This window comes from Pseudomonas sp. Pse1 (genome assembly GCF_024519635.1).
In the GTDB taxonomy this organism is placed as follows: Bacteria; Pseudomonadota; Gammaproteobacteria; order Pseudomonadales; family Pseudomonadaceae; genus Aquipseudomonas.
This window is the reverse complement of record NZ_JALJRO010000004.1, coordinates 23,234-40,318: the sequence shown is the minus strand read 5'-3', so window position 1 is coordinate 40,318 and position 17,085 is coordinate 23,234. Positions and strand designations below refer to the sequence as shown.

The window sequence follows — 17,085 nt, the reverse complement described above, 5'->3', positions numbered from 1 at the left end:
GGATTACACGCCGCCGGCAGTGAGTTTTTCCGGATTTAGCAGCTCTTCCAGTTGGCTGCGGGACAAATCAGTGTGTTCGAGGGCCACATCAATTACCGCCCGCCCCTGCTTGTAAGCGGTCTTGGCGATTTCGGCGGCCTTCTGGTAACCAATGATCGGGTTGAGCGCAGTCACCAGAATCGGATTGCGCGACAGTGCTTCCTTCAGTTTGGCCTCGTTGACCTTGAAGCTGGCGATGGCCTTGTCCGCCAGTAGCCGGCTGGAATTGGCCAGCAACTCGATGCTGCTCAACAGATTGTGAGCGATGATAGGCAGCATCACGTTGAGCTCGAAGTTGCCCGACTGGCCCGCCACAGTGATCACGCTGTCATTGCCGATCACTTGCGCAGCGACCATCGCTGTCGCCTCCGGAATCACCGGATTGACCTTGCCCGGCATGATCGAGGACCCGGGCTGCAAACCTTCCAGCTCGATTTCACCCAGGCCGGCCAATGGCCCCGAGTTCATCCAGCGCAGGTCGTTGGCGATTTTCATCAGCGACACCGCAATGGCCTTGAGCTGGCCGGAAAGCGCAACGGCGGTGTCCTGGGAGCCGATCAGGGCGAACAGGTCTTGGCCTGGGGTAAACGGAACATGGGTCAAGGCGCTCAACTGCTGGCTGAAACGTGCCGCGAACTGAGGATGCGCATTGATCCCGGTACCAACCGCCGTGCCGCCTTGCGCCAGGGATTGCAGGGCCGGCAACAAATTCTCCAGATGCCCGAGATTGGCCTTTAGCTGCTGCGCCCAGCCGTTCAACACCTGGCTCATGCGCACCGGCATGGCGTCCATCAAGTGTGTTCTCCCGGTCTTGACGAAAGGGTGAACCTGCTCGGCCTTGTGCTCGATGACCTGGATCAGGTGCTTGAGCGCCGGCAGCAATTGCTCATGCAGCGCCAGCGCGGCGCTGACGTGAATGGTGGTCGGGATGATGTCGTTGCTGCTTTGCCCGCAGTTGACGTGATCGTTCGGGTTGACCGTCTCGCCCAGCAAACGACTGGCCAGGGTTGCCAGCACTTCGTTGGCGTTCATGTTGGAACTGGTGCCGGACCCGGTCTGGAAGATATCCACCGGGAAATGGGCCATGAACTCGCCTTCCAGCAAGCCCTGGGCCGCATCGACAATCGCCTTGCCCTGGGCTTCGCTCAACTGCTGGAGCTCGACGTTGGCCCTGGCCGCTGCCGCCTTGGCCAGGATCAGTGCACGAATGAACTGTGCCGGCATGCGCTGGCCGCTGATGGGAAAATTATCCACTGCACGTTGGGTCTGGGCGCCGTACAGGGCGTCCACCGGGACTTGCAGCTCACCCATGCTGTCACGTTCGATACGGGTATTACTCATCGGGAAATCCTTGCACCAGTTCAATAAGAGGGATCGAGGGCTGCAACTCGCAGGTCGCCAGTTGCCAGGTGTAGCGTTGCCAGCGCTTGAGCCGGCACTTGCACAACGCCAGGCGCTCCAGGTCGCGCAGCGGGCGCCAGGCCTGATCCAGGCAGTGGCTGCGCCAATGCCAGGGCAAGGCGACATCGGCAGCGGTGTCGAGCAGCAAACGGAAGGTGGTTTCTGCGACCGTCCACGGCGAGGTAGCGGTGCAGCAAGAGAGGTAACGGCCTTCGGCCAGATAATGTTCGATCAGGCGCGGCTCGTCAGGATCCAGCGCGCAACGGATCTGGCGACTCATCCAACGCCAGCTTTCAAGGTAGGGCTGCTCGTGCAAGGCAGAACTCATGACCCAGGGCTCATTCGATAATGAGATTTATTATTAGATGATAATGAGAACCAAAACAAGAGCTCGAAATCAGGCTGATTGATGAAGAGCCGTTTTCAAGACGTAAAAAAAGCGCGTCACCCAAGAGATGACGCGCTTTTTTCCAACAGTTAGAAGGCTTAGCTGCCAGCGACAGTCATGCGCTCGATCAGTACTGAGCCGGTGCGGATGTTGCTGCGCAACTCAAGGTCGTTACCTACCGCGACGATCTGTTTGAACATGTCGCGCATGTTGCCGGCAATGGTCACTTCTTGCACGGCGAACTGAATTTCGCCGTTTTCAACCCAAAAGCCCGCCGCGCCGCGCGAGTAATCGCCGGTCACCATATTCAGGCCATGGCCCATTAGTTCGGTCACCAGCAAACCACGCCCCATGCGCTTGAGCAGCGCAGCCTGGTCCTCGTCGCCATGGGTGACGAACAAGTTATGCACGCCGCCAGCATTGGCGGTGCTCGGCATGCCCAGCTTGCGTCCGGAATAGGTGCCCAGCACGTAAGACACCAGTTCGCCATTTTCGACGAATGGCTTGGCATAGGTCGCCAGGCCATCACCGTCGAACGCCGAGCTACCCATGGCACGCATCAGGTGCGGGCGCTCGTCGATGGTCAGCCACTCGGGAAACAGCTTCTGGCCCAGCGCGCCTTCAAGGAAGGATGACTTGCGGTACAGGTTGCCGCCGGAAATCGCCCCGAGGAAGCTGCCGAACAAACCGCCTGCCAACTCCGCGGAGAACAGCACCGGCACTTCGCAGGTCGGTACCGGGCGCGCGCCCAGACGACTGGCGGCACGCTGCGCGGCGCGCTGGCCGATAGTGAGCGAATCCATCAACAGGCTGCCCTGGCGATTGACGTCATACCAGTAGTCACGCTGCATCTGGCCATCGGCTTCGGCAATCATCACGCAACTGAGGCTGTGCCGGGTCGAGGCATAGCCACCGATAAAGCCGTGACTGTTGCCATACACGCGACAACCCTGGTGCGTATTCAGCGTAGTACCGTCGGCGTTCTTGATTCGGCTGTCGGCATCAAAGGCAGCGGCTTCGCAGGCCAGGGCTTTTTCGATGGCCTGTTCCGGAGTGATGTCCCAGGCGTGGAACAAATCGAAGTCCGGCAGATCGCGAGCCATCAAGGCCGCGTCGGCCAGGCCCGAGTGCTCGTCTTCGGAGGTGTGTTTGGCGATCGCCAGGGCGGCAGCGACAGTTTCACGAATGGCTTCGGCGCCACTGGCCGAGGTGCTGGCCGAGCCTTTGCGCTGACCAACGTAGAGGGTGATGCCGAAGCCCTGGTCGCGGTTGAACTCGACCGTTTCCACTTCGCGCTGACGTACCGAGGTCGACAGACCCTGCTCCAGCGACACTGCCACTTCGCAGGCACTGGCGCCCTGGCGCCTGGCTTCGGCGATGATCTGCTCGACTTGCTCCTGCAGTGCCGGCAACGCTTGTGGGCCGACGCTTTCAACTGCACTCATGCTGTTCTCCACTCAAATTCTGCTTTCGGTTAAGGCCATCGAGCGACCGGGCCGGACAAGCGGCCCCCGACTGGTTATCATGGCGGCGTTTCTTTGCGGACTGCCACCATGGTTGATTCTTACGACGACTCCCTCTACGGGGGAGAAAAAAGCAAATCCCAGGTCAAACGCGAGCTGCATGCTCTGGTTGACCTCGGCGAGCGCCTTACAACACTCAAGCCTGACTTGCTGGCAAAACTGCCGTTGACCGACGCCATGCGCCGGGCCTTGGCCGATGCGCCCAAGCACACCGCGAATATCGCGCGTAAACGGCACCTGAGCTTTATCGGCAAACTGATGCGCGATCAGGACACTGACGCCATTCTGGTCTTGCTCGATCAACTCGATGCCTCCACCAAACAGTACAACGAACGCTTCCACGGTCTGGAACGCTGGCGCGATCGGCTGATCGCCGGCGACGACGCCGTTCTGGAAAAGTTCGTCGTCGACTACCCGGAAGCTGATCGCCAGCAACTGCGTTCGCTGATCCGTCAGGCCCAGCACGAAACGGCGCATAACAAACCGCCTGCTTCCAGCCGGAAAATCTTCAAGTACATCCGTGAGCTGGACGAGACTCAACGCGGCCTGCGTTGATCCTCGACCGGGTGGGACTGCGACGCAGCCCACCCGCAGCTCCATCCCTTACGCGCCCGTGCCACCGACGGTGATCGCGTCGATTTTCAAGGTTGGCTGACCGACACCCACCGGCACCGACTGACCATCCTTGCCACACGTCCCCACACCGCTGTCCAACGACAGGTCGTTGCCGACCATCGACACCCGGCTCATGGCTTCCGGCCCGTTGCCGATCAACGTTGCACCTTTGACCGGCGCGGTAATCTTGCCGTCCTCGATCAGGTACGCCTCGCTGGTGGAGAACACAAACTTGCCGCTGGTGATGTCGACCTGGCCACCGCCGAGGTTGGCGCAGTAGATGCCCCTCTTCACCGAAGCAATGATTTCTGCCGGATCGCTTTCGCCACCGAGCATGTAGGTATTGGTCATGCGTGGCATCGGCAGGTGCGCATAGGATTCGCGACGACCGTTGCCCGTGCGTGCAACGCCCATCAGCCGCGCGTTGAGCTTGTCCTGCATGTAGCCCTTGAGCACACCGTTTTCGATCAGCGTAGTGCACTCGGTCGGGGTCCCCTCGTCGTCGACGCTCAGCGAGCCACGACGGCCGGCCAAGGTGCCGTCATCGACGATGGTGCAGAGTTTCGAGGCGACCATCTCACCCATGCGCCCGCTGTAGGCGGAGCTGCCCTTACGGTTGAAGTCACCTTCCAGGCCATGGCCGACTGCTTCGTGCAACAGCACACCGGACCACCCCGAGCCCAGTACCACTGGCAAAGTCCCTGCCGGCGCCGGAATCGCTTCCAGGTTCACCAAGGCCTGGCGCAACGCCTCACGGGCATAACCCATGGCGCGGTCTTCGGCGAGGAAATAACGGTAATCGGTACGACCGCCGCCGCCATGGCCACCGCGCTCACGCCGACCGTTCTGCTCGACAATCACGCTGACGTTGAAGCGCACCAGCGGCCGTACATCCGCCGCAAGGCTGCCATCGGTGGCTGCCACCAGGATGCGCTCCCAGACCCCGGCCATGCTCACGGTCACCTGCTGGATACGCGGATCGAGCGCACGAGTCGCAACGTCGATACGCTTGAGCAATTCCACCTTCTCAGCGCGCGTCAGTACTTCCAGGGGATTGTCCGGCGCATACAGCTGAGCCACGTCCTGGCTGGTGAAGGCCTGAACCGTGCCGTGCTGTCCGGCGCGGGAAATCGAACGGGCCGCCCTGGCTGCGGCGCCGAGGGCTTCGAGGGTGATGGCATTGCTGTAGGCAAAACCGGTTTTCTCACCGGATTGCGCGCGCACGCCGACACCCTGGTCGAGGTTGAAGCTGCCTTCCTTGACGATGCCGTCTTCCAGCGCCCAGGACTCGGAAATCTGCCCCTGGAAATACAAGTCGGCGGCATCAATGCCCGGCCCGGCCAGGTCACCCAGCACACTTTGCAGGTTGTCGAGGGTCACGCCGCCCGGCGCTAGTAAATGTTCACTGACTGAGGACAACAACTCGCTCATAGGTTTACGCCTTAATTCAACGTTCTGAAGCAGGTCGCTGGGCGCCCTGCGAGAAAAAGCGCCGGTGACTGGACACCGGCATCCGCGCCCGGATGGACGCTTGTTCGCTGCTGTCGCGCTCGGCCAGCAGCACGGCCTCACCTTGATCCTGCTGCGCGACGATCCGCCCCCAGGGATCGACAATCGCCGCGTGACCAAAGGTCTCGCGCGGCCCCGGATGGGTGCCGCCTTGCGCCGCCGCCAGCAGGTAGCACTGGGTCTCGATGGCGCGTGCGCGGATCAATACCTCCCAATGCGCCGCCCCGGTCACCGCGGTAAAGGCCGACGGCGCGGTAATCAGCTCGGCGCCGGCAGCGCGCAATTCGCTGTACAGCTCGGGGAAACGCAAGTCGTAGCAAACACTCAGGCCAACCCGGCCAACTGGCGTGTCGGCCACCACCACGGCACTGCCATGAGCATAGTCATCGGATTCACGGTAGCGCCCGCGATTGTCCGCAACATCGACATCAAACAGGTGCAATTTGTCGTAACGCGCCACGGTTTCGCCGTGCTCGTCGATCAACAGCGAACAGGCGTTGGACTTGGCATGAGGTTGGTCGACCGGTGGCAACGGCAGCGTGCCGGCCACAATCCATAACTTGAGGTCGCGCGCGGTCTGTTTCAACCACGGCAGGATCGGCCCCTCGCCCAGGGCTTCGGCACGCCCGATGTCAGCCACGTCGCGCCGGCCCATGGCCGCGAAGTTCTCCGGCAGCACTGCCAGCTGTGCGCCTGCGGCCGCCGCTTGTTCCAGCAGGCGTCGCGCCTGGGTCAGATTGGCCAGCACATCGCTCTGGCTGACCATTTGAATCACCGCAAGGGACATGGTGCGCTCCGTATCAGGTATGCAGCCATGCTACTCCATAGGCGGCGGTTGTGAAAAATCGCCTCAAAAGGGTTTCTCGAAGGTGATTTTCGGTTCTTTGACCGGTCCCTGGACGGTGTATTTGACACTGGCAAAGCGGGCCACGCGATCGCCGATCAACTTGTCGATGAGGAACAACGCACCGCCTACTGCGGGCGCGCCGACGATCAGCGCGGCGATGGGCAGATTATTGGTCAGCGGCAGGGTCACCAACAGCTTTGCGTCGATGCGGTCGGCGGCCATGTCCAGCGTGCCGTTGAGCTCCAGGTTGCTCGAAGGGCCAGTCAGGATAATCGGCTCGCGGGTGACGAACACCCCGTTGCTGGCGACCAGCAGGCCCTTGACCCGGTCGTAGCTCAGGCCTTTGCCGAACAGGTCGGAGAAGTCCAGGCGCAGGCGCCGGCCGATCGAGTTGAAATTGAGCAAACCAAACACCCGCAGGGCCTGGGCACCGCCTTCGACTTCGACCATCTGGCCCTTGTTCAGCGACGCATCGAGGCTGCCGGAAAAGCGCTTCAACCCGACCCAGGCTGGTGAGCCAGGCCAGCGACCGTCGATATCGACATGGAAGTTTTCACTGGTGACCGTGGGTGCAAAACCCCAACCCTGAAGTACATCCGCCAGGTTCTTGCCTTCCAGGCGACCCTTGATCCAACTGCTACTCGCGCCCGGCACGCCCTCCCAGCCGCCCGCGCCCTGCAACTGCATGCCCTTGAGCCCCAGGCTCATGGAATTGAACGCCAGGCCTTTAGCCGTTGGCCGCACCTTCAGCGTCCAGGCGCCCACCAGGTCCTTGCCCTGGAACAACTGCGCAATATTGATATCCAGCGCTGGCACCTTGGTCGGATCAACCGAGGCCAGCGGATCCGGCGCATTTTCGTCGGCTTGCACCTTTGGGTCCGGTGCCGGCAGGCGCACGTACTGCAGATTCACCGCAATCGGCGCCCCCTTGGCATCAGGCAGCCCGACGTTGCCCTTGACCTGCTGGCTGTCGAGCTGCAGGGCCCAGGCACCGGGCTTGCGATCCAGTTGCACGCGCGCCTGATCCAGGGTGGTACCAAAGCCAGTGAGCTTGTTGACCTTGAAGTCTGCGCCACTGAGCAATTGCTTGGCACTCCCGCCCGGATCTTGCCCGGCATACTTGTCCACCAGGTTTTTCCACGGCTCGACATCCAGCTCCGACAACACCCCACGCACGCGCAGGCCTTTGTTGCCCGGCAATACGGCATTGCCGCTGCCAAGGAACAGCTCACCACGGCCGTCGGCAAAATTGTTGCTCGGCGCCGCAAAGGTGAAGTCTGCGAGGTCACCATAGTCCAGCCAGTAGCGTCGCTCGCTGCCTTGTAACGTCATGCGGAACACCGTGTCGCGCCCCTGCTCGGCGGGCATGCCGAATGGCGCTGGCAAATCCACGGCAACGCCCTTGAGGCTGGAGCTGACCATCAACTGGCTGTCGGCGCCATCGAGGGTGACTTGCAACTGATAAGGGATATCTCCGGAAACCGGCAACGGCTGGGTGACCTTCATCCATTCAGTGAGTTTCTTCACCGTGACCTGGCCCGAGGCGGTGACACGGGTGTTGAGTTTGCCGGCGCTGCCGTCGGCGAAGATCTGCGCCGTCACCGGTCGATCAAAGGCCCGTGCGCTGATTCCCTGACCGCTCAGGCCTTTGGCGCTGTCGAAACGGAAATCGCCCTTGAGCTGGGTCAGTTCAAGCTCCGGCTCGCTGAGTTTCAGGCGCGCCTTGGCCGTTTTGAAGTCCACCAGGATTCTCGGCTCTTCGCCTTTTTCCAGCGGAATGTCGAGTTTCAGCTTGCCCTGCAACTCCCCTTCGCCCTGCCAGCCAGCAAAGGTCGGACCGGTGCCGATCGGCGCCTCCTGGAGAATCTTCACCCCGTCGCCCAGGCCGCCGGCGAAGGCGCCATCGATGTACATATGGGTGTTTTTCTCGGCCGGCACATGGGGGATGTTGACGAAAACATCGCGCACCTGGGTGTCGAGCAACTGCCCCTGGCTGGCAACGATACGCACGCCGCTGTCTTCGACGAACACATCGCCATTGATCTTGCTCAGGTGCGGCCAGCCCGGTTGAAACGCCAGCTCGGCATCGTGCACCTTGAAAAACAGGCTGATGCTGCGATCAGCCTCGCCCGCGTCGTGGCTCAGCGAGCCCTGGTACTGGAAGAAACCTTCATCGACCGCGCCTTTGAGAATGGCCGTACGCAGCCACTCGTCCAGCCCAGGACTGAGGACCTTGGGCAGGTATTTGCTGGTGTAGCGGCCGTCGCCCTCCACCAGGCCGACCCGCAGGTCCATGTAGTCTTCCTGGCTGTGGTCGAAATGCAGACGAATCAGGAAGTCGCCGGCAATCTTGCCCTCCTCACCCAGCACCTTCAGGTACGGCGCGATCAGGGTGAAGCCTTGCTTGTCGAGCTTCCAGGTCAGCCGCGCGTTAGCCTGCAAGTACTGCCAGGGCTTGGCGAAGATCGGGTCCAGGTGCAGCATGAAATCCTTACTGTCCATGCGCAGCTCGCCCTGACCCAGGTCGCCGCTGATGCTGCCGCTGACGTTACGCGCCGCTGGTGCGCCGTGGTAGGCGTCAAAACCGACCTGTTCCAGATTGGCGGCGAAACTGAATTTGCTGTCATCGGTGGCATTGGGCCGAATGTCGATCAGCACGTTACGCAGAGTACCGGTGACCTTGAGGCGTTCGATGGTGGTCGCCACCCCTTCCGGCAAAGGCCCCAGGGCATTGATGATGGGGGTCAGTGGCGTGAGGTCAAGGCGATCGGCCTGCAGGTGCCAGCGCTCCCCTTCTTTCTCGGTGTTTGTAGTCTGTAGCTGCAGACGGGTATCGAAGCGGGTCTTGCCGAGGTTCATCGCCAGCGAATCGAGGGACAGCTGGAAACCTTCGCCGCTGCGCTTGAAGTAGGCATTGAGTGCCAGGTTATTGATCTGCACCGGCTTGCGCTCGGCGTAGGCGCCCTTGAATTGCGGGGCGTTCAGGCGGATTGCAGCGCTTTGCAGGGTGCCCTTGGCCCAGCTCACCCAGAACTCGCCACCGGCCTTGAGCTCAGAGAGCTTCCATTGCTGGGTCACCCTGGCCGGCACCCAGCGCGCCCAGTCACTTTGCGGCAGGCTCAGGTAGCTTTCGATTTCAGCATCCTGCCACTGATCGGCGCGCATCCGGCTGCGCAGGCTCAGCGCCAGAGGCTGGCCATCGGGCAGGGTCAGGCGGGCGTCGAGACGCTGGCGACTGGGGCCGGTCTTGAGGGTCAGGCCGACGTAGGTCAGGGTCAGCGGCGCATGGTCCAGCGGTTGCAGGGTGACCTGACTGTCGAGCACCGACAGGCGGCTGACCATCTGCATCTGATTGAACAGTTGCGTGGGATCCAGCGGTTTGTTCTGCTGCACCGGCACACCTTCCAGCGCCCATTGGCCGTCGGCGCCTTCCTTGAGGCTGAGCTTGAGGCCGTTGAGCTCGAGGTGTTCGATACGCACCGCGCGCGCCAGCAGGCTGCCCCAAATATCCGGAACCACGCGCACCTGCTCCAGATGCAGGGCATTGGCACCCTCACCCACGGTCACGTCATGGGCCAACAACACTGGGGCCATGCCGCTCCAGCGCCCTTCCAGGCTGCCGATCTCCAACGGCATGTCCAGCGCTTCCCGAGCCTTGGCCTGCGCCTCGGCACGGTACTCGGCGACCAGCGGGATCAACTCACGACCCAGGTTGACGTAGAGCGCGATCAGCACCAGCAGCAACGCGCACAACCCCAGGCCCCAGCGGGTCAGCGTGCCCAGAATGCGCATCAGACGCTCCATGTCAGTTGGCTCCCAAAGAAAACAGGTTCAGCGAGCACAGGCCAGCCATGAGGAATGGAACACAGCGATTCAGAGCAGCACCACGTCGTATTGTTCCTGGGAATACATGGTCTCCACCTGGAAGCGAATGGTGCGCCCGATAAATCCCTCGAGTTCGGCGACATTGCCCGACTCCTCGTCCAGCAGGCGATCCACCACTTTCTGGTTGGCCAGTACGCGATAGCCTTCCGCCTGATAGGCACGCGCCTCACGCAGAATCTCTCGGAAAATCTCATAACACACGGTTTCCGGAGTCTTCAACTTGCCTCGGCCCTGGCAACTGCTGCACGGCTCGCACAGCACCTGCTCAAGACTTTCGCGGGTGCGCTTGCGCGTCATCTGCACCAGGCCCAACTCGGTGATGCCGATGATGTTGGTCTTGGCGTGATCGCGCTCCAACTGCTTTTCCAGCGTGCGCAGGACCTGGCGCTGATGCTCCTCGTCTTCCATGTCGATGAAGTCAATGATGATGATCCCGCCCAGGTTGCGCAGGCGCAGTTGCCGGGCAATCGCCGTCGCTGCCTCAAGGTTAGTCTTGAAGATAGTCTCTTCAAGGTTGCGGTGCCCGACGAAAGCGCCGGTATTAACGTCAATCGTGCTCATGGCTTCGGCCGGGTCGACCACCAGGTAGCCGCCGGACTTGAGTGGCACCTTGCGCTCCAGGGCTTTCTGGATTTCGTCCTCGACCCCGTACAGATCGAAAATCGGCCGCTCACCCGGGTAGTGCTCCAGGCGGTCGGCGATCTCCGGCATCAACTCGGCAACGAACTGCGTGGTTTTCTGGAAGGTTTCCCGGGAATCAATGCGGATCTTCTCGATTTTCGGACTCACCAGGTCGCGCAGGGTGCGCAAGGCCAGGCCCAGGTCTTCGTAGATCACATTGGGCGCGCCAATGGTCTTGATCTGCGCGCCGATCTGATCCCACAAACGGCGCAGGTAGCGGATGTCCATGAGGATTTCGTCGGCACCCGCACCCTCGGCGGCGGTACGCAGGATAAAGCCGCCGGATTCCTTGATGCCTTCCTTGGCCACGCAATCGGTGACCACTTGCTTGAGGCGTTCGCGCTCGGCTTCGTCCTCGATTTTCAGGGAAATGCCAACGTGGGCGGTACGCGGCATGTACACCAGGTAACGCGAAGGAATCGACAGCTGGGTAGTCAGGCGCGCGCCCTTGGAGCCGATCGGGTCCTTGGTGACCTGCACCACCAGGCTCTGCCCTTCATGTACCAGGGCACTGATGCTTTCCACCGCAGGCCCTTCGCGCAGAGAGATTTCCGAAGCGTGAATAAACGCCGCGCGATCCAGCCCGATGTCGACGAACGCCGCCTGCATGCCCGGCAGCACCCGCACCACCTTGCCTTTATAGATGTTGCCGACGATCCCGCGCTTCTGCGTGCGCTCGACGTGCACTTCTTGCAGGACACCGTTTTCGACCACCGCCACGCGTGACTCCATCGGCGTGATGTTGATCAGAATCTCTTCACTCATGGCAGGATCTCGTTCAGGCATGTTCACGATTATGGCCGCATCAAGTCAGTACGGCGCTGGGCGCGCTTGGGGTTTGCCAACAGGGTATGCCGAAATGGCCGAGCAGTTCTGCGGTTTCGCATAAAGGCAGGCCGACGACCGCGGAATAACTGCCATTGAGGCCGCTGACGAACACCGCACCAAGCCCCTGGATGCCATAGCCGCCGGCCTTGTCCCGGGGTTCACCGCTGGCCCAGTAAGCACTGGCCTCGGCCGCGTTGATGGGGCGAAAACGTACCAGGCTACGCACCACCCGCGATTCGCAGCGCTCGCCGTCGAGCAAGGCAATCGCGGTCAGCACCTCATGCTCCTGGCCCGAAAGGCTCATCAGCATCGCCAGCGCGTTGGCTTCGTCGAGGGGCTTGCCGAGGATTTTTCCGTCGAGCACCACGGCGGTGTCGGCACCCAGCACACAAGCCTGGGCATTGGCATTCAGTCGCGCACGACCGGCCTGGGCCTTGCCCCGTGCGAGCCGCTCGACATAGGCCGCTGGGGATTCATCTGGCAGAGGGGTTTCATCGATTTCGGCGCCGATGACGCTGAACGCCACGCCGATCTGCGTCAGCAGCTCACGCCGGCGTGGTGAACCTGAGGCGAGGAAAAGCGGATTCATCAAGACATCTCCCTGTCGAGGTGCGGGCCAATGCCTGACCGAATGATTAGTTGATTTTGTAGCGGCGGCTCAACCCACGCAATCCGAAGCTGACCCAGGGCCAGAGCAAGGCGCTGATCAGCGCGGGCAACAAAACCGCCAGCGTCTGCCGGTTACCGGTCAGGGCGCTGAGCCACAGTTGCAACAGTTGTGCGAGCCCGAGCACCACCAGGATCACCAGGCTTTGCTGCCACATTGGAAACATCCGCACCCGCTGCTGCAGCGACAGGATCAGGAAGGTGATCAAGGTCAGGATCAACGCGTTGTGTCCGAGCAGGGTGCCGAACAGTACGTCTTGTGCCAGGCCCAGGCAAAACGCGCTGGCCATACCGATCTTGTGCGGCATTTCCAGGGCCCAGTAGGCCAGGGGCAGCGCGAGGAACATCGGTCGCAGGATCTCGACATGGGGAAATGGCACGACGCTGAGCAGCATGCCAATGGCGAAGGTCATCCAGATCATCCAGCCATTACGCGAGCGGGTACTGACCATTATTCTCTACCCTGAGGAGTGGCTGCGGGCGTCGTCGCGGGCGGCTTGGTCGCTGCCGGCTTGACCGGAGTCGCCACCGGCTTGGCCGGGGTGGCGTGGGCAGCAGGCTTGGCCGGTGTCACCGGTTTCGCTGCGGCCGGAACGGTTACCGGGGCAGTGGTCGTCACAGGTGCTGCTGCGGCAGGCGCAGGCACGGCCGCCGGCACCACCACAGCGTTGCCGGCGTGCTGATCCTGGGCATCCTGAGCCTGGGCAGCCTCATTGGCCCGCTCTTCCGGCGTGCGGCTATCACTGAACACCAGCAACATGTAGCGACTGCGATTGAGCGCGGCCGTCGGCACTGCGCGGACAATAGCGAAAGGCTGGCCGGAGTCGTGAATGACTTCCTTGACCGTGGCGACCGGGTAGCCCGCCGGGAAACGCTGACCAAGACCGGAGCTCACCAGCAGGTCGCCTTCCTTGATATCCGCCGTGTCCGCAACATGGCGCAATTCCAGGCGTTCCGGATTGCCGGTGCCGCTGGCAATTGCCCGCAAGCCATTACGATTCACTTGCACAGGGATGCTGTGGGTGGTGTCGGTCAGCAGCAACACCCGCGAGGTGTACGGCATCAACTCGACTACCTGGCCCATCAGGCCACGGGCGTCGAGCACCGGCTGGCCAAGAACCACGCCGTCGCGTTCGCCCTTGTTGATGATGATTCGATGGGTAAACGGGTTGGGATCGACGCCGATCAACTCGGCTACCTCAACCTTTTCATTCACCAGTGCCGAAGAGTTGAGCAACTCGCGCAACCGCACGTTCTGCTCGGTCAGGGCCGCGAGCTTCTGCATGCGGCCCTGCAACAGCAGGTTTTCGGTCTTGAGTTTTTCGTTCTCGGCGACCAACTCGGTGCGGCTGCCAAACTGGCTGCTCACTCCTTGCCACAAACGCTCGGGCAGGTCGGTGATCCAATAGGCGTCCATCAACACCAGCGACATCTGACTGCGCGCAGGCTTGAGGGCGTCGAAGCGGGCATCCACCACCATCAATGCGACCGATAGCACGGCCAGCACCAGAAAGCGCACACCCAACGAGGGACCTTTGGTGAAGAGCGGTTTAATAAGCCGCTCCTCCCAGGCAAATGTTCTGTTTATTCATACGGCATCAAACCGGCCTGGATGCAGATTGACAGAAGATAAACGCCAACAGGCAGCACTGCAAAGTGCTGCCTGTGCGCGAACAGCATAGAAGCCTGCGGCGAAATTACTCGCTGGAGAGCAGGTCCATGGTGTGCTTGTCCATCATTTCCAGTGCACGGCCACCGCCGCGAGCCACACAGGTCAGAGGATCTTCGGCAACGATCACCGGCAGGCCGGTTTCCTGGGCCAGCAGCTTGTCGAGGTCACGCAGCAAGGCGCCACCACCGGTCAGCACCAGGCCACGCTCGGCGATATCCGACGCCAGTTCCGGCGGAGATTGCTCCAGGGCGCTCTTGACCGCCTGAACGATGGTCGCCAGCGACTCTTGCAACGCCTCCAGCACTTCGTTGGAGTTCAGGGTAAAGGCACGTGGCACGCCTTCGGCCAGGTTACGGCCACGTACATCGACTTCACGCACTTCGCCGCCTGGGTAGGCAGTACCGATTTCCTGCTTGATGCGCTCGGCAGTGGATTCACCGATCAGGCTGCCGTAGTTGCGACGCACGTAGGTGATGATCGCTTCGTCGAAGCGGTCGCCGCCAACCCGCACGGATTCGGCATAAACCACACCGTTCAGGGAGATCAGCGCGATTTCGGTGGTACCACCGCCGATATCGACGACCATCGAACCACGGGCTTCTTCTACCGGCAGGCCGGCACCGATCGCTGCAGCCATTGGCTCTTCGATCAGGAACACTTCACGGGCACCGGCACCCAGGGCCGATTCACGAATGGCGCGACGCTCAACCTGGGTGGATTTGCACGGAACGCAGATCAACACACGAGGACTTGGCTGCAAAAAGCTGTTTTCGTGAACCTTGTTGATAAAGTACTGGAGCATTTTTTCGCAGACGCTGAAGTCGGCGATCACGCCGTCCTTCATCGGACGAATGGCAGCGATATTGCCCGGGGTACGACCGAGCATGCGCTTGGCTTCGGTACCGACGGCAACAACACTTTTCTGGTTACCGTGCGTCCGAATGGCCACAACCGAGGGTTCATTCAGGACGATACCGCGCTCACGCACGTAAATAAGGGTGTTGGCAGTGCCCAGGTCGATGGATAGATCGCTGGAAAACATGCCACGCAGTTTCTTGAACATGGGAAAGGGACCCTAGGCAACGCGTGGGTAAAAAAGTGCGGCAAACTCTAACAACGACAGGGATTTTGGGCAAGGCGCCAATATGTTAAATTGGCCGCTTTTCCGTGCACCAACCCCCACAATCGCGGCCTTATGACCGTAGAAATGCGGTAGTGTTCCGACAATCTAACACACGGACGAGATCCGTTTTGTTTTCCACTGGAGAATCCCATGGCGCTTGAACGCTCCGACGTGGAAAAAATCGCTCACCTGGCCTGCCTCGGCCTCGATGAAGCCGATCTTCCACACATCACTTCGGCCCTGAACAGCATTCTCGGGCTGGTCGACGAAATGCAGGCGGTCGATACCGACGGTATCGAGCCCCTCGCCCACCCACTGGAAGCCAGCCAGCGCCTGCGTGCAGACGTTGTCACCGAGTCCAATCACCGCGAGGCCTATCAGTCCATCGCACCAGCGGTCGAAAACGGCCTGTATCTGGTTCCGAAAGTCATCGACTAAAGGGAAAGAGCCTGCAATGCATCAATTGACTCTGGCCGAGATCGCCCGCGGACTCGCCGACAAGAAATTTTCCTCCGAAGAGCTGACCCGCGTCCTGCTGGCGCGTATTGCCCAGCTCGACCCGCAGCTCAACAGCTTCATCAGCCTCACCGAAGAGCTGGCACTGCAGCAGGCGCAAGCCGCCGACGCCCGCCGCGCCAAAGGTGAGAGCGGTGCCCTGCTGGGCGCGCCGATTGCCCACAAGGACCTGTTCTGCACCCAGGGCATCCGCACCAGCTGCGGCTCGAAGATGCTCGACAACTTCAAGGCCCCGTACGACGCCACCGTGGTCGCCAAGCTGGCTGCCGCCGGCGCCGTGACCCTGGGCAAGACCAACATGGATGAGTTCGCCATGGGCTCGGCCAACGAATCGAGCTACTACGGCCCCGCGAAGAACCCGTGGAACCTGGAGCACGTGCCAGGCGGTTCGTCCGGCGGTTCGGCAGTGGCCGTTGCCGCTCGTCTGTTGCCGGCGGCCACCGCCACCGACACCGGCGGCTCGATCCGACAGCCGGCAGCCTTTACCAACCTGACAGGCCTGAAACCGACGTACGGTCGTGTTTCGCGCTGGGGCATGATCGCCTACGCGTCCAGTCTCGATCAGGGTGGCCCTTTGGCGCGCACCGCTGAAGACTGCGCAATATTGTTGCAAGGTATGGCAGGCTTCGATCCGAACGACTCCACCAGCATCGACGAGCCGGTTCCGGACTACAGCGCCGGCCTCAATGGTTCTTTGCAGGGCCTGCGCATCGGCGTGCCAAAAGAGTACTTCAGCGCCGGTCTCGACCCACGTATTGCCGAGCTGATCCACAACAGCGTCAAGGAGCTGCAGAAGCTCGGCGCCGTGGTCAAGGAAATCAGCCTGCCGAACATGCAGCACGCGATTCCGGCGTACTACGTGATCGCCCCGGCCGAGGCTTCTTCCAACCTGTCGCGTTTCGACGGCGTGCGTTTCGGCTATCGCTGCGAAGACCCGAAAGACCTGACCGACCTCTATAAGCGCTCACGCGGTGAGGGTTTCGGTGCCGAGGTTCAGCGCCGGATCATGGTCGGTGCCTACGCCCTGTCGGCCGGTTACTACGATGCGTACTACTTGAAGGCGCAAAAGATCCGTCGCCTGGTGAAGAACGACTTCATGGCTGCCTTTAATGAGGTCGACATCATCCTCGGCCCAACCACGCCGAACCCGGCCTGGAAACTCGGCGCCAAGAACAGCGACCCGGTCGCTGCGTACCTGGAAGACGTCTACACCATCACCGCCAACCTCGCGGGCCTGCCGGGCCTGTCGATGCCAGCCGGTTTTGTCGATGGCTTGCCGGTCGGCGTGCAACTGCTCGCCCCTTATTTCCAGGAAGGCCGCCTGCTCAACGTTGCGCACCAGTATCAGCTCAACACTGACTGGCACACCCGCACCCCGACAGGCTTCTGAGG

14 protein-coding genes are annotated in these 17,085 nt (G+C 61.5%); 3 read left to right on the top strand and 11 right to left on the bottom strand.

What is annotated here, in order from left to right; all coding sequences use genetic code 11:
• Positions 1 to 3: 3 nt before the first annotated feature.
• The 3 genes from NR126_RS07580 to pmbA all read right to left on the bottom strand — a co-directional run bounded on the left by NR126_RS07580 (position 4) and on the right by pmbA (position 3,273).
• Positions 4 to 1,380, bottom strand: a complete 1,377-nt coding sequence (locus NR126_RS07580) for an aspartate ammonia-lyase (protein WP_105755070.1) — start codon at positions 1,378 to 1,380, stop codon at positions 4 to 6.
• Positions 1,373 to 1,768 (bottom strand): hypothetical protein, encoded by a 396-nt coding sequence (locus NR126_RS07575; RefSeq protein ID WP_027618515.1) that lies wholly within the window; start codon positions 1,766 to 1,768, stop codon positions 1,373 to 1,375. Before NR126_RS07575 ends, NR126_RS07580 begins: the two co-directional genes overlap by 8 nt.
• A 158-nt stretch (positions 1,769 to 1,926) precedes the next feature.
• Positions 1,927 to 3,273, bottom strand: coding sequence for a metalloprotease PmbA (gene pmbA, locus NR126_RS07570; protein ID WP_027618514.1), 1,347 nt, complete (start codon positions 3,271 to 3,273; stop codon positions 1,927 to 1,929).
• A gap of 108 nt (positions 3,274 to 3,381) precedes the next feature.
• Here pmbA and yjgA point away from each other — a divergent pair, with 108 nt between their 5' ends.
• The gene (yjgA, locus tag NR126_RS07565) at positions 3,382 to 3,906 is read left to right on the top strand and encodes a ribosome biogenesis factor YjgA (protein ID WP_027618513.1); all 525 of its coding nucleotides are present in this window, start codon (positions 3,382 to 3,384) and stop codon (positions 3,904 to 3,906) included.
• 48 nt (positions 3,907 to 3,954) lie between these two features.
• Here the strand turns inward: yjgA and tldD are convergent, their stop codons facing one another.
• The 8 genes from tldD to mreB form a co-directional block, all read right to left on the bottom strand.
• On the bottom strand, positions 3,955 to 5,397 hold the full coding sequence (gene tldD, locus NR126_RS07560; protein ID WP_027618512.1) for a metalloprotease TldD: 1,443 nt from the start codon (positions 5,395 to 5,397) through the stop codon (positions 3,955 to 3,957).
• Between the two features lie 16 nt (positions 5,398 to 5,413).
• Positions 5,414 to 6,262: a carbon-nitrogen hydrolase family protein gene (locus tag NR126_RS07555; RefSeq protein WP_256829967.1), complete on the bottom strand. Its 849-nt coding sequence runs from the start codon at positions 6,260 to 6,262 to the stop codon at positions 5,414 to 5,416.
• Positions 6,263 to 6,325: 63 nt separating this feature from the next.
• Positions 6,326 to 10,126 (bottom strand): YhdP family protein, encoded by a 3,801-nt coding sequence (locus NR126_RS07550; RefSeq protein WP_256829966.1) that lies wholly within the window; start codon positions 10,124 to 10,126, stop codon positions 6,326 to 6,328.
• Positions 10,127 to 10,195: 69 nt separating this feature from the next.
• A complete protein-coding gene (gene rng / locus NR126_RS07545; RefSeq protein WP_027618509.1) occupies positions 10,196 to 11,653 on the bottom strand; it encodes a ribonuclease G in 1,458 nt (485 codons plus the stop codon).
• Positions 11,654 to 11,693: 40 nt separating this feature from the next.
• Complete coding sequence (locus tag NR126_RS07540; RefSeq protein WP_027618508.1) at positions 11,694 to 12,305, bottom strand: nucleoside triphosphate pyrophosphatase; 612 nt, start codon at positions 12,303 to 12,305, stop codon at positions 11,694 to 11,696.
• 46 nt (positions 12,306 to 12,351) lie between these two features.
• Positions 12,352 to 12,834: a rod shape-determining protein MreD gene (gene mreD / locus NR126_RS07535; protein ID WP_027618507.1), complete on the bottom strand. Its 483-nt coding sequence runs from the start codon at positions 12,832 to 12,834 to the stop codon at positions 12,352 to 12,354.
• Positions 12,834 to 13,937 (bottom strand): rod shape-determining protein MreC, encoded by a 1,104-nt coding sequence (gene mreC / locus NR126_RS07530; protein WP_256830055.1) that lies wholly within the window; start codon positions 13,935 to 13,937, stop codon positions 12,834 to 12,836. The genes mreD and mreC overlap by 1 nt, the downstream gene beginning before the upstream one ends.
• A gap of 142 nt (positions 13,938 to 14,079) precedes the next feature.
• Entirely contained in the window at positions 14,080 to 15,117 is a 1,038-nt protein-coding gene (gene mreB, locus NR126_RS07525; RefSeq protein ID WP_002555108.1) for a rod shape-determining protein MreB, read from the bottom strand.
• 210 nt (positions 15,118 to 15,327) lie between these two features.
• Between mreB and gatC the strand changes: the two genes are divergently transcribed.
• Positions 15,328 to 15,615: an Asp-tRNA(Asn)/Glu-tRNA(Gln) amidotransferase subunit GatC gene (gene gatC, locus NR126_RS07520; protein ID WP_027618505.1), complete on the top strand. Its 288-nt coding sequence runs from the start codon at positions 15,328 to 15,330 to the stop codon at positions 15,613 to 15,615.
• Positions 15,616 to 15,631: 16 nt separating this feature from the next.
• The gene (gene gatA, locus NR126_RS07515; RefSeq protein WP_027618504.1) at positions 15,632 to 17,083 is read left to right on the top strand and encodes an Asp-tRNA(Asn)/Glu-tRNA(Gln) amidotransferase subunit GatA; all 1,452 of its coding nucleotides are present in this window, start codon (positions 15,632 to 15,634) and stop codon (positions 17,081 to 17,083) included.
• Positions 17,084 to 17,085 lie beyond the last annotated feature (2 nt).

Bases quoted from the DNA above. Each gene is read 5' to 3' on its own strand.
- yjgA (WP_027618513.1), top strand. From the start codon at position 3,382: ATGGTTGATTCTTACGACGACTCCCTCTACGGGGGAGAAAAAAGCAAA.
- NR126_RS07580 (WP_105755070.1), bottom strand. From the start codon at position 1,380: ATGAGTAATACCCGTATCGAACGTGACAGCATGGGTGAGCTGCAAGTC.
- NR126_RS07540 (WP_027618508.1), bottom strand. From the start codon at position 12,305: ATGAATCCGCTTTTCCTCGCCTCAGGTTCACCACGCCGGCGTGAGCTG.
- mreB (WP_002555108.1), bottom strand. From the start codon at position 15,117: ATGTTCAAGAAACTGCGTGGCATGTTTTCCAGCGATCTATCCATCGAC.
- NR126_RS07575 (WP_027618515.1), bottom strand. From the start codon at position 1,768: ATGAGTTCTGCCTTGCACGAGCAGCCCTACCTTGAAAGCTGGCGTTGG.
- pmbA (WP_027618514.1), bottom strand. From the start codon at position 3,273: ATGAGTGCAGTTGAAAGCGTCGGCCCACAAGCGTTGCCGGCACTGCAG.
- tldD (WP_027618512.1), bottom strand. From the start codon at position 5,397: ATGAGCGAGTTGTTGTCCTCAGTCAGTGAACATTTACTAGCGCCGGGC.
- mreD (WP_027618507.1), bottom strand. From the start codon at position 12,834: ATGGTCAGTACCCGCTCGCGTAATGGCTGGATGATCTGGATGACCTTC.
- gatC (WP_027618505.1), top strand. From the start codon at position 15,328: ATGGCGCTTGAACGCTCCGACGTGGAAAAAATCGCTCACCTGGCCTGC.
- rng (WP_027618509.1), bottom strand. From the start codon at position 11,653: ATGAGTGAAGAGATTCTGATCAACATCACGCCGATGGAGTCACGCGTG.
- gatA (WP_027618504.1), top strand. From the start codon at position 15,632: ATGCATCAATTGACTCTGGCCGAGATCGCCCGCGGACTCGCCGACAAG.
- NR126_RS07555 (WP_256829967.1), bottom strand. From the start codon at position 6,262: ATGTCCCTTGCGGTGATTCAAATGGTCAGCCAGAGCGATGTGCTGGCC.
- NR126_RS07550 (WP_256829966.1), bottom strand. From the start codon at position 10,126: ATGGAGCGTCTGATGCGCATTCTGGGCACGCTGACCCGCTGGGGCCTG.